The sequence below is a fragment of the Palleniella muris genome, assembly GCF_004792655.1.
GTDB lineage: Bacteria > Bacteroidota > Bacteroidia > Bacteroidales > Bacteroidaceae > Prevotella > Prevotella muris_A.
The window spans coordinates 44,699-60,708 of sequence record NZ_SRZC01000021.1 but is presented as its reverse complement, the minus strand read 5'-3'; the positions used below and the strand labels follow the sequence as shown (position 1 = coordinate 60,708).

The following is a 16,010-nucleotide window of genomic DNA, read 5'->3' as shown; positions in this document are numbered from 1 at the left end:
CTCAAACCTACGCAGAATGGAGAAGTTTGAACCGACAGTGTTAAAAGATAGGAAATCAAGGTGTTTGATGTAGCTTTTGGGGATAAGGTAAAACGAAAAATCCCGAAGAAAGGCTTACAAAGAAACCGTTCCTCGGGATGAACAAAAATGTATTCCTGCATGTCATACGTTTTACATGTCATACGATAAACATATAAAACGTATGACATCAAAAGTTCTGCTTTTTCTCACGACAACACTTCTCGATACGACAATGAATCAGTACGACAGCACTTCACTAAACTGCCAAGTATTCAATCATATTTAGCTCAAGTATTCAATCATATTTAGCTAAAGGTGTTTGTACCTCCATAGAGTTGTAGGATTATGGTACTTTTCTCTTTTGCTCCGTACAATCTCTTGAGGATTGCATCACGAAGTTGTGCTGTACCAAAAGAGTGGAGACGAAAGCAAATGGCAACTATCATAGGAAAACTATACAGCGTTTGCCAATCACCAACTGAAGTTTCGTCCTTGCGTTGGACTTCTGACATAGACAGCATACCTTCCTTATATATGGCTCGTATCACAGAGTTGAGTTTGGGAGCTGTGGCATGAAATATATTCACCAACTCGCCTTCACCCATCCACAAGTTCTCTAAGTTGGACGGAATGGAAAGTGTCCCATTTCCGTCCATAGTGATAATTGTCCTTTTCATACCATTCCTCCTATTACAGGCAAATGCCCCTTGATTCGACTTTCAAAAACAGATATGTCATGGTCAAGTTTGTTACTTGTCACCTTGGCGTATATCTGTGTCGTGGTGATGTTCGTGTGACCGAGAATCTTGCTCACGCTCTCTATCGGCATACCATACTCCAAGGCTAAAACTGCCCAACTATGACGAGATACGTGGAACGAAACTTGCTTTTTGATACCACACATTGCAGCAACTCGCTTGATATGCTTATTGATAGTTCCATGGTCACCAATATGGAATAAGTGACAGTCTTTTCTGAATGATTTGTATCTCTCAATAATCTGTATAGGTATATCCATCAGCTTGATTTGGAATGGTACACCTGTCTTCTGACGCTTCGACACAATCCAAGGAGCACCATTAACTATACAGATGTTGTCCTCCGTCAAGTTCTTGATGTCTATGAAAGAGATACCTGTCCAACAACCAAAAATGAAAAGGTCTCTCGCAAAAGCCATGTTTGGGTCTTCCAACTTTATCTCAGTCATGGCGGTTAGCTCGTCCAATGTCAAGAACTCACGTTTCTTGTGGTCTGGGTCAACATGGTACATGGCAAATGGATTTCTCGGTATCTTGCCATTGTAGTGTGCGGTCGTAACGATATGTTTCAGCGGAATGGAGTAAATCCAAATGGAGGACTGCGCAAGTCCTACCACATTCTTCAAGTACAGACAATAGTCACGAATGAACTCCTCGGTAAGCTCATTCATGGACATGTCGCTGCGCTTGTACTGATACTTGATGAACTCGGCAACATACTTTCTCACCGTTAGATACTTGTTGTAAGTAGTCTTTGCCCTGTCCTTGCCGACACGCTTTGCAAAGGCGGCGTTCTCCTTGTCAAAAGCTCTGAGCAAAGTCTCGTACTCCGTGCCAATGCCTTGGTAGGCATTTCTCACCATTTCAGCGGTAACGAACGCCTCACGGTCGGAAAGACGTTGGTAATGCTTGGCGATTTGCGCCTTGATGTTGTCAAGCACGAAGTTCACCTCCTTGGCTTCCTTACTCTTACCTATGGCTCTGTTGCCCTTGGCATCCCAGATAGCCTTGGTAACGTTCTGCTTGCAACTGAACTGTGCGATAGTTCCGTTGATTGTCACTCGCCCCATAATAGGGACAATACCTTTTCTCTCCTTGCTTCCATTTACATAGAAGACTGTCTTGAAAGTGCATCTCATAATTCCTTACTTTTTTGTTCGGTGCAAAATTAAACTATGAGAGCTGCATGGCAAAATTGAAACCTACGCAGAATGGAGAAGATTTAACCGGCACCGTTAAAAATGCTTATTAGGGCGTTTCCATTGGGTAATGATTTGAAAGCGTTTCTACTTCTCTAATCTGCTTTTTCCTCATTTCCTTGTCACTGCCAACTAAAGCCAACGACTGCCACAACCACTTGAAACTCAAAACAAATGCTCTATTTCGCTATTTTTTGCCTTTTTAGGCGTTCTTTTTATATAAAAGCGCATTTTTTCCATCCTCGCATCGCAAACCTTATTTTCACCGCTTTTCCACACAGATTTCAGGAGTGCTTCGGAGAAAAAACATGAAGCATTCGGTGTGTGAATACACATCACACTTTGGATGAAATATTTTAAAAGTGATGGGAAGCAAAAATCCCATCACTTTTTATCATCGAACCGTAAAAGGAGAGTACACATACCGCTTCTCCTTACCATCAATTCCAACCTCTACGCCGAGCCTATATTCACCCGATGTTAATTCCTTAGCATAATACCGGCTCCGTAATGGTTGGTTCATAATCCAATGCCCACCAGGCACAATATTCACAGCCAATAGAGTGGCAGCAAAGAGATAACCCTCTTTTGTCTTCGAAAGATGCTTACACACAACCCATCTTCCATTTGTCTTCTTTTCCACTCGCCGCCCACTCTCTAACGAGACAGTTGAACTCTTTGCCTTATTGGCTATCGTTACTGAAATAAGCGTATCAACAGGAGAGTCCAACACTTCCGCCGACAGCTCAATAAAGATACTATCACCTTGTTCGTGTTGTTGGGCAGCTACCGCAACCAAATCATTGCCGCTTGAGCTACGCGCGGAGCATCCAAGAAACAAAAGGCTGTAACAACTAAGTAATATGTATGCTTTAATATTCACAACTTAATACTGTTTTAATCCAAGTGCTTTCACCACTCTTTCACTTAGAGGCATCAATCACGAGATTGCTCCCCAGTTGATGTTAGTCTTGCGCAGTTCATACAGGCGTTGCCACAGGACGGCATACTCAGGTTTGTTGCATTCGGGATCATTGTCAAGCACCTGCTGTGCCATGTCACGCGCAAGCTGCACAAGTTGTCCGTCACGTGCGATGTTTGCGATTTTCAGGTCAAATGCCATACCCGACTGCTGCGTGCCTTCCAAATCGCCCGGCCCGCGGAGCTTCAAGTCTGCCTCGGCTATCTTGAAACCGTCGTTCGTCTCACACATTATGTCAAGCCTCATGCGTGTCTCCTTCGTAAGTTTGTTGCCGGAGACAAGGATGCAATACGACTGGTCGGCACCTCGTCCGACACGCCCGCGCAACTGATGAAGCTGCGACAGGCCGAAACGCTGGGCTTCCATGATGACCATCACGGAGGCATTGGGAACGTTTACGCCCACTTCTATGACGGTTGTCGCCACAAGTATCTGCGTCTCACCCTTGACAAAGCGTTGCATTTCCTCCTCTTTCTCGGCAGGTTTCAGCTTTCCATGAACCTTGCTTATACTCATATCGGGGAATATATGGCAAAGTTTCTCATAGCCTTGTTCAAGATCCTGCAAGTCCATCTTCTCACTTTCCTTAATCAGAGGATAAACGATGTACACCTGCCTGCCGAGCTGTATCTGTTGGCGGATGCTCTGATAGAGTGCCACAAGCTGGTTGTCGTACCTATGCACCGTATGCACAGGCTTGCGTCCAGGTGGCAGTTCGTCGATAACGGACACATCAAGGTCGCCATAAAGGGTCATTGCAAGCGTGCGAGGGATAGGCGTGGCGGTCATGACAAGTATGTGGGGGACAATTCCGACAGAAGCCTGCGCGCCTGCAGAAGCACCGGGAGCCTTCGCCCACAGCTTCGCACGCTGTGCCACACCGAAACGGTGCTGCTCGTCAATAACGGCAAGTCCCAGACGGCGGAACACCACAGTGTCCTCGATAACGGCATGTGTGCCCACGACAATGTCTACTTCTCCCGTGGCGATTCCTTCAAGCACCTCCTTGCGTCGCTTGCCTTTCACAATACCGGTAAGCAGTTCCACCCTGACGGACATGCCCGAAAGAAAGTGCCGTATGGTCTCCAGATGCTGCTCTGCAAGGATTTCCGTAGGTGCCATGATAACCGCCTGATAGCCGTTGCCGACAGCAATGAGCATCGTCAGCAATGCCACCAATGTCTTTCCGGAACCTACATCGCCCTGCAGAAGGCGGTTCATCTGCCGTCCGGAGCACATGTCGGCATGGATTTCCTTTACCACACGCTTCTGCGCACCTGTCAAATCGAATTTCAGGTTGTTGTCATAGAAATAGCGGAGCGGCTCGCCTGCCTTGGTGAAACGGCATCCGAGGTATCGCTTCCTGCGGTCACCGACATAGCGCATGATGTTGAGCTGCACATAGAACAGTTCCTCAAACTTCAGCCGTTCCTGAGCCTTGCGCATCTCGTTATTGTTATGGGGATAGTGAATCCACCGCAGCGCTTGGTCTCTCGAAATGAGATGATTGGGCTCAGTGATATATGTCGGGAGTGTCTCCCCTATCTCCGGCATTTTGGCAAGCAAGGCTTTCTGCAGGCGTTCCACACCACGCGAGGTAAGACCGGCATTCTTCATGCGCTCCGTTGTCACATAATGCGGCTGCAAACCCATTTCGCTAAGGACAAGAGTGTCAGCCTCATCGATGTCAGGATGAGAGAACTGGTATCGCCCTTGGTAGATTGTAGGTTTGCCGAAGACAATGTATTCCACGCCGAGACGGTAATTTTTGTGTGCATATTCGCCATTACGAAACCATACAAGGTCGACGAATCCCGTGCCGTCGGAGAAATGTGCGACATATCGTTTCTGTCGTCTGCCCGTGTCATAGACTTCCCAGGATCGTATAGTGCCCTTTATCTGCACGTAAGGCATCTCACCATCCATGTTCCTTATGGCATAGACATGGCTTCTGTCCACATATTTATATGGATAGTATTCAAGTAAGTCGCCGAAAGTCTCAATGCCGAGTTCCTTACTCAGTATGTCTTTCTTCTTCGGCCCTACTCCTGCAAGGTACTTTATGTCTTGTCCGAGAAAATCGATAGTCGCAATTGTTTTATGTGTGAAAAATGTCTGTTCAAATGTTTTCGCCAGATAATTTTGCAGCCACTTGCTGCAATTTTTCAACAAATTGAAGAACAGGCGGCTCTCAGTATGTTGCTCACTTGCCAAGCAAATTACGGAGATGCTTCACACGCACGCCGTAGTTGAAACTCTGTGTGCCATTCAGACCGGCATAATTGACTGCCACAAGCTCGCCCGCATGGTTGACAACAGGAGAACCACTGCTGCCGGGAAGAGCAGGAATGGAATACATAAGGCGGTCGCCTGTCCTTTGGCTTATCGTGCCGGTGTTGAACTGCGACCTCACCCCGTCCTTCGTTATGGCAAGCGCCGGGCCGAGATTGAAACTCGTCATGAACAGGCGGCTGTTCTTGTCATCACGGATTTCCTTTGCCGCCTTGTCCATAAGTGAATAAGTCAGAAGCGGGTCTTCCTCCGGCACTTCAAAGATATATTTGTCCTCGGGAGTGACCTTTGATTTCAGCTGGATGACCGCCAAATCATGCTCGGCGTCAGTCTTCCGGACAACACACGGCACAAAATCCTTCGGGCCTTTCACGTGAGTATTGTTGTAAGCAATGCTTATCCGGTTATGGTACTTTATCTCCGAATCGTTGGCGCGTATCCTGTCAATGGAATTGTAGTATTCCCCTACCTCGTCACGCTGCGCCTTTATGGCATCGCGGACAGCTTTCACACGGTAGAACTCCTCATAACTCACCGACCTGCTACGGTTGGCAAACAGATAATATTGCTCTGCCTGATTAAGTTTTCCGTCAAGCTCATAGTACTTGGCAGCCAACATCATCTTCAACGCTTTCAGCACTTTGTCAACCGACTTGTTGACATCCTTGTCCGCAACCATATTGGACACGACATGAGTGTTCGTCACAATCTCCCCTTCCTGAGAGACAAAGAAGCCTGTGCCGTAGGAGGTGGTCACATCCACAGAGTCCTTTTCGGTGGCAAGCCCTCTAAGCTCGCCGTTGTCATCAAAGCCGGAGAAATACAAGGACACGCCGTTTGACAGTTCCACTTCGTAGAAACTCTCATTCTGCACAAGCACAACGCCCGAAGCGGTCTCAGCCTCAATGTCGCCCTCCGCCTTGTTGACACAAGAGACGGACAGCAGCATTGTGCAGACGCATACTATCCACAGACATTTGTTTTTCATAACCCTTTTTATCCTCGTTTTTATGGTTACACGTTCAAAAAACCTCATTCTTGACCAGGCATCATGCCGCCATGGAAGCCAACAACGGCTGCAATGCTACGGACAAAGGTACAAATAAAATTCCGAAAACATGGCAATGTGCGGCATATATTTTCCTATCTTTATTGATATTTGTCCGTTTTTCAGAATTATTACGCAAGTATGTCAACATCCCCACCAGTCTTTTCTGCAGGCAACATTTTCTCCACAAAGCAGTTCTCACTATGGCATGGGCTTGTTAAAGGCTGTGAAAAATTTTGACAACGGAAACTCTTGAGTTTTCTAATCATTCCATCTCAAAAAGTGGGAAAACACGCTTTGGAATGTGAAATATATGTGTTTCCCACCCTGTTTCTTAGTGAAAATAATGCAAAAGATAAGGACAGACACCACAATTCAATAGCTTTGGCAATGCGATTCAATAGCTTTTGCACCGCAAACCGATACCTTTTATACTGTAAACTGATACTTGTTGCAGCAAAAAAGCATAACAGGCGAATCATCATGTCCATTATTCCACTGATTAACAACACATTACTAAAACCATAAAATTCAGACGATTTTTCTGTTTTCCTCTTGTAAATTTATTTTCATGCGAATATTTTCGTTAAAAACGATGTGGGTTTTCTAATTTTCTATGTTGGTCTGCCAAACATGTACAATACATTATAATTCATCTATTTCAGCTGTACCACGCCCATATCCTGCATGCAGCGAAACACTTCTTATGAAAATGTGATTTCACAACTATTTATGAAGCTTTACCGGATGACACCAACAATTTCCAAACGTCCCAAACTTGCCTTTATCATCACACTATTTGCGGCTGTCCTCCACACACGCCTGATAAAATCATTACGCAATTAACATCTTACAAGGAAACACACCTCACTAAGTTTTTTTTCCACCGCAAGCCTTGCAGACATGATGTTTTCAGGATAATTTTCAATATCTTTGCAATCGAATTTCAAAACGAGAAGAGCAATGAACGAAGAGAACGGAAGCAACTCACTGATAGACTTTGGATTGGCGGAGGACAAGTCCAAGAACATAATAAAGGTAATCGGTGTCGGCGGAGGCGGTTGCAACGCCGTCAACAACATGTACGACGAAGGAATCGTAGGTGTCACTTTTGCGGCATGCAACACGGACAGCAAGCAGCTTTCCCATGTCAGTGTGCCCGTGAAACTGCTTATGGGAGAGAGCGGACTGGGAGCCGGAGGCAACCCGGAGAAGGGAAAGGAGGAGGCGGAATACAGTCATGAAGCCATCCGCAAACTGCTCAGCGACGGGACGCAGATGGCGTTTGTCACCGCAGGCATGGGCGGTGGCACGGGCACGGGTGCCGCTCCGCTCGTGGCAAAGACAGCAAGGGACATGGGCATCCTTACGGTCGGCGTGGTGACTCTGCCGTTCTATTTCGAGAAAAAGCGGAAAATAAAGAAGGCGTTGCTCGGCGTCATGGAGATGAAAAGGAATGTCGATGCGCTGGATTCTCCACTGATGTACGGCAACGACATACATAAGGCGAAGAAGATTCTCTTCAACATCTATGCCAGTGACAAAGCACCTATCTTTGTCCGGGAGATGCAGGAGATTGACGAGTTCTTTGACCAACTTGACCCGAACATTGAGGTCATTTGGGGCATTGCGACCGACAACCCTCTCGAGGATGATGTGAAAGTGACGATTCTTGCCACGGGAATGGAGGACGCACTGAACGAACAAAGATACAATGGTGACAATGCCGGCAAGGGTGATGTCATAGACGATGAGTATCTGGAGTCGGTCATCTCATTGCTTTACAAGCCCATGAAGAAGGAAATCCCGAGCATTCCCGAAGACAACAAGAATGCTGCGGACGGTGAGGACGAAGAGCCTCAGTTGATCATAGAAGGGGGGCCTGACGAACCGGCTGTGGTTGAGGAAGAGGAGAAACAGCCTAAAGAGAATCCTTTGTTAAGGCGTATGAGGACATGGATTCTGAATTCACGGATTACAAAAACACTGTTAGCAGAAGAATAAGCGATGGACAACAACAATGAGCAACTTGACAAGATTGTCGGGGACATCCGTCGCATGGCGAGTTATCTGCATGGCATCGGGCGCAACGACTTGCTCCTGAACGCCATCGGTGTGCCTCTGCTCGAGGAATTGCGCATAGAGGCTGCCCGAGGCAACCTGAGCCGGCTGCACATCACTGCCGACTACCGTTTCCTGCTGACAGACTATGGCAACAGGGAGGTGGAGCTTTCGCCCATTCACAAGGCGGTTTACCTGCTTTTCCTCAATAATCCCGAGGGGATAGAGTTCAAGCGTCTGGCGGACTACCGTGACGAACTGACCGGCTACTACATGCGCACTGCCACCCGTCTGGACAAGGACAAGATTCTTGAGACAGTGGACCGCCTTGCAAATCCTGCCGACAACGCCATCAACGAGAAGTGTTCGCGCATAAAAAAATGTGTTCCTGGCATCGATGGATGAGTACAGCGCAAACTACTATATCCTAAACAGCCATACCAAACGCCACGTGGGTTGCTCCTCCGGAATATGGTATGAGCGGCTGAAAGTCATCACCCTGCCGCGCGAGCTGGTGGCTTTTGACAATGCGGAGCTGTACAGTCTCGCCACAGCCTGAAAGGAAAGCACAAAACTGTCTCCTATTAATAAAGGTCACGCAGATTCCGCAGATTTTCACAGAAGAGATAGTTGTTTCTGTGAAAATCTGCGGAATCTGCGTGACCTTTTGCTTTACCGTTTATGTGAAAATATTATCATTGTAGGCGATATACCCCCATTTGTACCCCTATAAAATTTGGAATCGCTTGCGAAATATTGTACCTTTGCAATCAGATAAGCTGCGCCTCGGCAATCAGAGCATGCTCTATTGCACTCGACTTGCATTATCTTTGCAAAAGAAAACGGATCTCAGCAATAAGGAGCGTCCATTTCTGCTGAAATCCGTGTTTCTTGTTCATTTTCCTTTTATAGGAATGCGTTCTTTGACATATTTACCATTATCTCGTCACTTTATTCAAAGCGCAGGATGACAGAACCGGTGTACTGTGACTGGTCTGCCCAGAACACTTGTGCGGAAGGACCGTTAAGGTCGGTGGTGTTGACCTTGTTGCGCACGGAAGGAATAACCTTCAGAAGGGCGATACCGGTCTCAGGGAGTGTGTAGAGGATGTGGTCGCGCCCATCGCGTGGAGTGTACACTCCGATGTAGTCAACAGCGCCAGGGCGTGCCTCGGTCTTTGCCTTTGCCGCAGGAGCGAAGCCTCCGAGAGGCTCGATAGTGACAGCGCCGTCGGCAGTGTGGAGGGTCATCCATGAGCAGTTTGCGAAGTATCCCTTGAACTCTGGGTACTCGAATGTCTCGCCCGGCACAGGGTCATTGTAGTCGTTCTGCCAATAACCGTACTGCGGACCGTGGAGGCGGTTCTGCCAAACACGGTAAGGACCGTCGCCAACCCATTCCTTTGACTTGACCTTGCTCTCAGGATATGCGAAGGAAATGCCCATTTCGTCCACTACTCCGCCAAAGGTATAGGCGTAGTCAAGCTTAACGGAACCGTCGGCAAGGAATGTCCATTCCGCAGACTCCAGTGAGCCGTGCTTGTAGGTAGCCTTTACAGTTGCCTTATCGGCATCAACGGTAAAGCCGGTGAAAGCACCCTGATCCATATAGGTAGTGTACTGTGTTTTCTTCTTTTCCGCCTCCTTGTCATCATGATTGTAGAAACCGTCCTGTGAGCGGTCGGAACGTTTCGCACAGATGAACGACGGGCCTGCAATAGTGAAGTTTGATGCTTTGACAAGGCTGCCGTCCTTCTTTGAGAAACGATACTCCTTGCCTGCCGCTGTAACGGTAAGACTGTAGTCATTCTCGCTTACGGAAATGGCAGCCGCTTTGAGTTCCTTGTGTGTGGCAGGAGTCTTGGCAGCATTGGATTTCATTGACCATGTGTAGAGTTCTTTGCCAAAGTTGTCTATCACAGTGACCTCCAGCACATCAACATTGTCACGGCGCGGGAGTGGCAGGATGCCTTGTGCGTGCGGTGCAACGTCAGGGCCTGTGAGAGTTCCGCTTGCCACTATGGTCGCTTTCTTTGTCTTGTCGCCCGGCTGTGGCATGTTCTTGTAAGCATACTTGAACTTACAATCCTTCAGGTTCAGGAAGTCATACTGGTTGTCAAGGTTAAGGACAGCATTGTCGAAAGCCGTCTCAAGGTTTGTTATCTGTACCGGACACCATATTTCCTTGATAGTGTAGTAAGAGCCTTCCTTCTCGAAATGAGGGCCCAGAATACCGTCCGCGCCATAGTTGCCGACATTGTCAATCATGCCGTCCATGTCAACACGCTTCACTCCTTGGTCAGCAAAGTCCCACAGATAGCCGCCGGCACAGCGCGGAGCTTTGCGCATCATCACCCAATAGTCATACAGTCCGGCACCGTGACCGCCGTCATAAAGTCCGTGGAGGAACTCTGTCGGCATGACAATCTCCGGCTCTCGGAGCAATGCCTGTGTCTCGCCCCATGAGCGATAGTGCTTGGTTTCAAGTCCGTGTTCGTTTGCCCAAGGATAGACAACGGTACGTTTCTGCAAGTCAAACTGATGAAAAACAGGGTCAAGTTCCATATTGAAACCGCCCTCATTGCCATTGCTCCAGAAGATTACCGAAGGGTGGTTGTGGTCACGCTTCACCATAGCCTCAACGAGTTTTGAGCCGTTGATGGTGTTGTGGTACCAGTGCCAGCCCGGCTGCTCGTCCATGACATAAAGTCCGAGGGAGTCGCAAGCCTCGTAGAACTCTGGATCGGCAGGAGCATGGGAGAGACGCACGGCGTTCATGTTCATGGACTTTATGAGCTCTGCATCCTCTATGTTCTTTGCCTTTGACAGGGTTCTGCCGCTCTCAGGGCGGAAGGAATTGCGGTTGACACCTTTCATCATGACTTTCTGACCGTTGATATATACGCCGTCATGTGCACGCACCTCCACAGTGCGGAAACCGAATTTCTGCTTTTCTGTGTGCAGAGGCTTGTTGTCACGTGAGAGTGTGAACACCGCCTCGTAACGGTTAGGAGTCTCGGCAGACCATGGCTTTATATCATTGACTTTGAAGTTGAATTCGGCAAAATCGGATGAGCGGGTAGTTTCAGTAGCGTTGGCGACAACCTTTTTTGTTGCCAAGTCGCGGATTTCCACGCTTACGAAAGTATTTTCAAGAGCATGGTTGAGATAAGCTTTGCAGATGAATTGTCCGTCATGTCGTGCGTCTATCGCCACGCGCTCGATGTTGTGCGCCGGCTTTGCTATAAGATAGACAGGGCGGATGATACCGCCGAAGTTCCAATAGTCGGCACGACGTTCAGCCATGTTGACAGCGTCCTCCTCCGATTCCTTATTGACAGTAACCTCGATGCGGTTCTTTTTCTTTCCGAAGAACACACGGTCGGAAACGTCATAGCGGAAAGGTGAGAAACCGCCCTTATGCTTTGAGCCTGCCTTTCTGCCGTTTATCTCGCAATAAGTGTCGGTCATGGATGCCTCGAAGCAGAGGAAAATCTGCTTTCCTTCCCAGCTTGCAGGCAGTTGAAACTCATACTTGTACTTGCCGGTCTCGCTTGCAATGCCTGCCGGACGTGGCTTTCCGTAGAATTTCATGCCATACTGGTATGTGCCGAAGCCTTGCAGTTCCCAGCAGGAAGGCACACCGATTTTTGTCCATTTCCCGCTGTTCCTGCCGTCAGTGCACATAAAGTCCCACTGCTTCATGTCGTCACAGCCGGTGCCTGAGATGTAGACACGCTGCGTCTCTATGTTCTGTGCGGAACATGGCGCGATACTGAAAGCGGAGAATAGGAATAACAATGATGTCAGTCGTCTCATATTTTCTTTTTAAGGTTGGTGATTGTTGGTTATGGGTTGTAGGTTTTGTCATGGCATGGTTGCCATGACAGCTCATGTTAAATCATGATGAATCATGGGGTATCATGATGCAACATGATATTATTTTTAAGCGATGTTATTTCTTCAGGTTTGTCATCATCATCTCCTTTGGCTCTATCGTAACTTTGGATTCATCCAGTTTTGAGCGATCGAGATTGAACACATCGATGAAGAATTCATAGTTTGCCTTGCGCTTGTTCGGGCCGTAATCGTGGCGTTCCTTTGGCAGATGGACATTACGGACGGCATCCTTCTTGCCATAGAATCCCCAGATGCGCTGCAGATAAGGATACTCCAATTCCGGTACAGAGGCAGTCCAATCGCCGTCATCGCTTACGACAAGCACCGGATTAGGTGCGAACATGGCAAGAAGTTCAGGGTTGCAAGTGCCGCCGGCAGACAGATGAATCGGCTTTCCACTCTCACATGGGCAGCCACCGTCGAAATGGGACGCGAGGTTAACCGTAGGTGCAGCCGCCGTGAAACGTGGGTCAAGGGCAGTCAAAAGCACAGTGTGAGTGCCACCACCCGAGCCTCCGTTGGCACCGATGCGTGTCATGTCAATCTGCTTTCCACGGTTTTCTATCATCCAATCAAGCAGGATAAGACCGTTCATTGCCTGGATTACATGGGCGCGGTCGGTCTGGTGGGTAGGATATTCCGCCTCGGATTCACCCCACGCATACAGGTCGAAGTCCACACAAATGGCACCCATACGCGCCAAAGTGCCCAAACGCTGCTGCTGGTCCTTGCGGTATCTGCCGTCGTAGAAATGACCGTTAGGGCAGATAATCAATGCGTGCTTGCCCTTTGATGTCGGTGTGTAGATGCTTCCGAAGATATGTTCTCCGGGCAAAGTCTCTATACAGATGTTCTGCACTGTATATCCGTCATACTTGCGTATCTTGGAGAGAATCGCCTTTTTGCCCTTCACGCAGGAGTCAAGGTACTCGTCTATCTGCAGACGCTGACGCATCTCACGGCGCAATGTGTCACGGCGTGCCTCCCATTCCTCCTTATTATTATATAAGGAAGACAACCATGTGAGCATCTTCTGACCGTCTTCTGTGTGACGGCGCATGTACTCATAAGGCTTGATTTTGTACGTATTGCCCGACTGCTTCCACCAGTTGAAGTCAAAATACTTACAGATGTTGTCCAGAGTTTCCTCAATGGAATAAGGGCGGATACGGAAATCGGCATGCGGAAGGCGCTTGCCCACTGTGTCGACATTGTACTTCAGGCGCACATTGAAACGCTTCTCGACATCCTTCATGACGTCACTCAACGCACGGTCTTGCTGCGCATAGCTTGCCGAACAAGAGAGGACTGCCAATGCTAAAGCGGATATTATTCTTTTATTCATCGGTTATATTGTTTCATTTTTAATTAGGGTCAACATACTTGCAGGTCATTCCTTCCGGCACGGAGTAGTTCGCAACAACCTTTCCGGAAGCATCACGATGCCACTCGATGGACACCTTTCCCCACGGAGTCTCCGTGCTTGCCTTCACCCACTGCATGTCCTTCACAGGCTGCGGACGGAAGACAACCTCCTTGCCATTGATGTTTATTCCTGCCAAGGATGTGAAATGGAAACCATCGATGTGTCCCATCATGAAGTGGTTCATGGAAGAACCGTGTGCAGGGTCCCACTGTTCAGCGAGGGTTGTCATACCCTGCTTCATCTGGAAACCGTAGCCCGGCACCTCAAAGTGGTTAAGCATCTTATAGAGAAGCTCCTGTTGGTTCTCCTCACAAAGCACCTCAAAGAGGTAACGGTTGCCTATATCGCCCGTTGTAAGGCGGTCATTGTGACGGTGGATGTCGGCAATGAGCGAGTCAAGGACTGCCGCTCTGTCCGCCTCAGGACAAAGATGCAGGTTGAGAGCTATAGCCAATGCCGTCTGCGACTTATGCAAAGGGTTCTTTCCATTCTCACCATTGTAGAACTCTTTCTGCCATGCAGCCTTAATCATCTCTGCACGTTTTGCGAGCATAGCCTCATCGGCTTTCTTGCCAAGCAATGCCGCAGTCTTGCGCATCATGTCAGTCCAACGGTAGTGATGAGCAGTAGAGACAAGCGGAACGGAGGTGTTGCGTGAGAAGCCCGAACGGAAATCGCCGTAGTCATACCAATCGCCGAGACCTTGTTTCAGTATGCCACAGGAGTCTATCGTGCTTAGATAGTTCACATAAGCGAGCATATCGTCATAGTATTCCCTGAGCAATGTGTCGTCATCGTAGTACTGCTTGTACATCCAAGGCATCATGATGAACGTACCACCCCACTCCGGAGACTCGGCGAAAGCATCCATTCCCGGACCACGGAAAAGGACATATTCCGGAGCGGTCGTAGGCACTGCACCGTTGGAGTGCTGCGCATCGGCAATGTTACGCATGGTCTGGCGCGCGAAACCGGTAAGGTCGTAGTTCATGAACAGTCCTATTCCGTTAAGCCAATCCTGCTCAAGCCATCCCAGTTTCTCACGGTGAGGGCAATCGGTGAAGACACTCTGCATGTTGGAGCGCACCGCACGGTCAATCAACTCATGTGTCTTGTTAACCAAAGGGTTACTGCACTCAAAGGTAGAGACCTTTCTTGCGGAGTTATAGACAAAGCATGAGTTGACAGACTTTATTACAGGAAGCCCCTGCGGGTTAGGCTCGCCGTCCATGACAGCACCTTCCACCTGAATGTACCTGAATCCGTAATAGGAGAAACGAGGACGGTAATGCTCCGCCTCCTTGTCACCTTTCAGCGTGTAGCTGTAATAATGCTGGCGTCCTGTCTGACGCTGGTTGCACGCACCTTCAGGGGTAAGCGTCTCGGAGACATAGAGTTTAAGTTCCTGACCGGCCTTTCCCTGCACGGAAATCTCAGGGGCTCCGGCAAGGTTCTGCCCCATATCAAGGACAAAAGTGCCTTTCGGAAGCTCATGCTTGGTGAGTTTCACGGCACTTGCACGTTCAGCGTCGGAAAGGTATTTCATGCTTTTCGGTGTGAAACGCTCCATGACTTTCACCGGCGGTGCCATCCTTTCACGCAGAACACCTTTAGGACCTTCCTGAATGACAACACTCTTCCACTGCTTTTTTATGCGTGCATCGTAGTCCTCACCGCCATAGATACTGTTGAAAACAATCTCCGAAGGCGACCACTGCCATGACTTGTCAGTAACGATATTCTCCTCCGTGCCGTCCGCATAGACAAGATGCAGACGGAGTTTCAATGTCGGAGGGCCGAAACTTATCCTCAGTTTGGTGTAGCGTCCGCCCTGCTCGTTGTAGAAACCGTTGCCGAGAAGCACCTCTATGCGTGTCTTTTTCTTGAAATCACGGTCGGAAAGGTCATACTTGTTGTAGAACACCGACTTGTCATAATCACTCCAAAGCGGTGTGAACTCATAATCGTCAATGCGCTCACCGTCGATACGCACCTCGCTGAATCCCAGTCCGCAAGCATACATTGTGGCTTTCTTCACCTTCTTTTTCACAGTGAATGTCTTCGCCACATATATGGAACGGCGCGACAATGGGTCAGCGGCATTCCAAAGAGGGAGGGCGTCCTTCAACGCCTTGCCCGTATAAATCCTGCCTTCAGGAGTATGAGCGTCAGCCTTTGTTATAGCCCCCACCCACTTTGCGCCTGAGAAAACATCCTGCGCACCGGCACACATCGGAGCAGCAAACAATGCCATAAAGACAAGCAACCGCACCACAGAAGGGAATAATGAGAGCACTTTTGAAAAACGATATGTCATAATAAT

Annotated in this window: 10 protein-coding genes; 3 read left to right on the top strand and 7 right to left on the bottom strand. The window is 48.5% G+C overall.

What is annotated here, in order from left to right:
- Positions 1-694 precede the first annotated feature (694 nt).
- The 4 genes from E5358_RS11820 to E5358_RS11805 all read right to left on the bottom strand — a co-directional run bounded on the left by E5358_RS11820 (position 695) and on the right by E5358_RS11805 (position 6,240).
- Positions 695-1,921, bottom strand: a complete 1,227-nt coding sequence (locus tag E5358_RS11820) for a site-specific integrase (RefSeq protein ID WP_168354660.1) — start codon at positions 1,919-1,921, stop codon at positions 695-697.
- Between the two features lie 451 nt (positions 1,922-2,372).
- Complete coding sequence (locus E5358_RS11815) at positions 2,373-2,861, bottom strand: immunoglobulin-like domain-containing protein (protein ID WP_135940380.1); 489 nt, start codon at positions 2,859-2,861, stop codon at positions 2,373-2,375.
- Positions 2,862-2,918: 57 nt separating this feature from the next.
- Complete coding sequence (gene recG / locus E5358_RS11810; protein WP_135940399.1) at positions 2,919-5,096, bottom strand: ATP-dependent DNA helicase RecG; 2,178 nt, start codon at positions 5,094-5,096, stop codon at positions 2,919-2,921.
- A 67-nt stretch (positions 5,097-5,163) separates the two neighbouring features.
- The gene (locus tag E5358_RS11805) at positions 5,164-6,240 is read right to left on the bottom strand and encodes a trypsin-like serine peptidase (RefSeq protein ID WP_168354658.1); all 1,077 of its coding nucleotides are present in this window, start codon (positions 6,238-6,240) and stop codon (positions 5,164-5,166) included.
- Between the two features lie 1,023 nt (positions 6,241-7,263).
- Between E5358_RS11805 and E5358_RS11800 the strand changes: the two genes are divergently transcribed.
- Genes E5358_RS11800 through E5358_RS15505 form a run of 3 tightly spaced genes read left to right on the top strand, consistent with a single transcriptional unit; the run spans position 7,264 to position 8,920 of the window.
- Complete coding sequence (locus tag E5358_RS11800; protein WP_135940378.1) at positions 7,264-8,304, top strand: cell division protein FtsZ; 1,041 nt, start codon at positions 7,264-7,266, stop codon at positions 8,302-8,304.
- A gap of 3 nt (positions 8,305-8,307) precedes the next feature.
- A complete protein-coding gene (locus tag E5358_RS11795) occupies positions 8,308-8,766 on the top strand; it encodes a hypothetical protein (protein ID WP_338400501.1) in 459 nt (152 codons plus the stop codon).
- Complete coding sequence (locus tag E5358_RS15505) at positions 8,759-8,920, top strand: hypothetical protein (RefSeq protein ID WP_338400500.1); 162 nt, start codon at positions 8,759-8,761, stop codon at positions 8,918-8,920. The genes E5358_RS11795 and E5358_RS15505 overlap by 8 nt, the downstream gene beginning before the upstream one ends.
- Positions 8,921-9,312: 392 nt before the next feature.
- Here the strand turns inward: E5358_RS15505 and E5358_RS11790 are convergent, their stop codons facing one another.
- The 3 genes from E5358_RS11790 to E5358_RS11780 all read right to left on the bottom strand — a co-directional run bounded on the left by E5358_RS11790 (position 9,313) and on the right by E5358_RS11780 (position 16,004).
- Positions 9,313-12,180 carry a glycoside hydrolase family 2 protein gene (locus E5358_RS11790; RefSeq protein WP_135940377.1) on the bottom strand — a complete coding sequence of 956 codons (2,868 nt, stop codon included), beginning with the start codon at positions 12,178-12,180 and terminating at the stop codon, positions 9,313-9,315.
- A gap of 136 nt (positions 12,181-12,316) precedes the next feature.
- On the bottom strand, positions 12,317-13,606 hold the full coding sequence (locus E5358_RS11785) for a DUF4974 domain-containing protein (protein ID WP_277821281.1): 1,290 nt from the start codon (positions 13,604-13,606) through the stop codon (positions 12,317-12,319).
- A 19-nt stretch (positions 13,607-13,625) separates the two neighbouring features.
- Positions 13,626-16,004 carry an alpha-L-rhamnosidase gene (locus E5358_RS11780; RefSeq protein WP_135940376.1) on the bottom strand — a complete coding sequence of 793 codons (2,379 nt, stop codon included), beginning with the start codon at positions 16,002-16,004 and terminating at the stop codon, positions 13,626-13,628.
- Positions 16,005-16,010 lie beyond the last annotated feature (6 nt).

Bases quoted from the DNA above. Each gene is read 5' to 3' on its own strand.
- E5358_RS15505 (WP_338400500.1), top strand. From the start codon at position 8,759: ATGGATGAGTACAGCGCAAACTACTATATCCTAAACAGCCATACCAAA.
- E5358_RS11785 (WP_277821281.1), bottom strand. From the start codon at position 13,606: ATGAATAAAAGAATAATATCCGCTTTAGCATTGGCAGTCCTCTCTTGT.
- E5358_RS11800 (WP_135940378.1), top strand. From the start codon at position 7,264: ATGAACGAAGAGAACGGAAGCAACTCACTGATAGACTTTGGATTGGCG.
- E5358_RS11805 (WP_168354658.1), bottom strand. From the start codon at position 6,240: ATGAAAAACAAATGTCTGTGGATAGTATGCGTCTGCACAATGCTGCTG.
- E5358_RS11790 (WP_135940377.1), bottom strand. From the start codon at position 12,180: ATGAGACGACTGACATCATTGTTATTCCTATTCTCCGCTTTCAGTATC.
- E5358_RS11780 (WP_135940376.1), bottom strand. From the start codon at position 16,004: ATGACATATCGTTTTTCAAAAGTGCTCTCATTATTCCCTTCTGTGGTG.
- E5358_RS11795 (WP_338400501.1), top strand. From the start codon at position 8,308: ATGGACAACAACAATGAGCAACTTGACAAGATTGTCGGGGACATCCGT.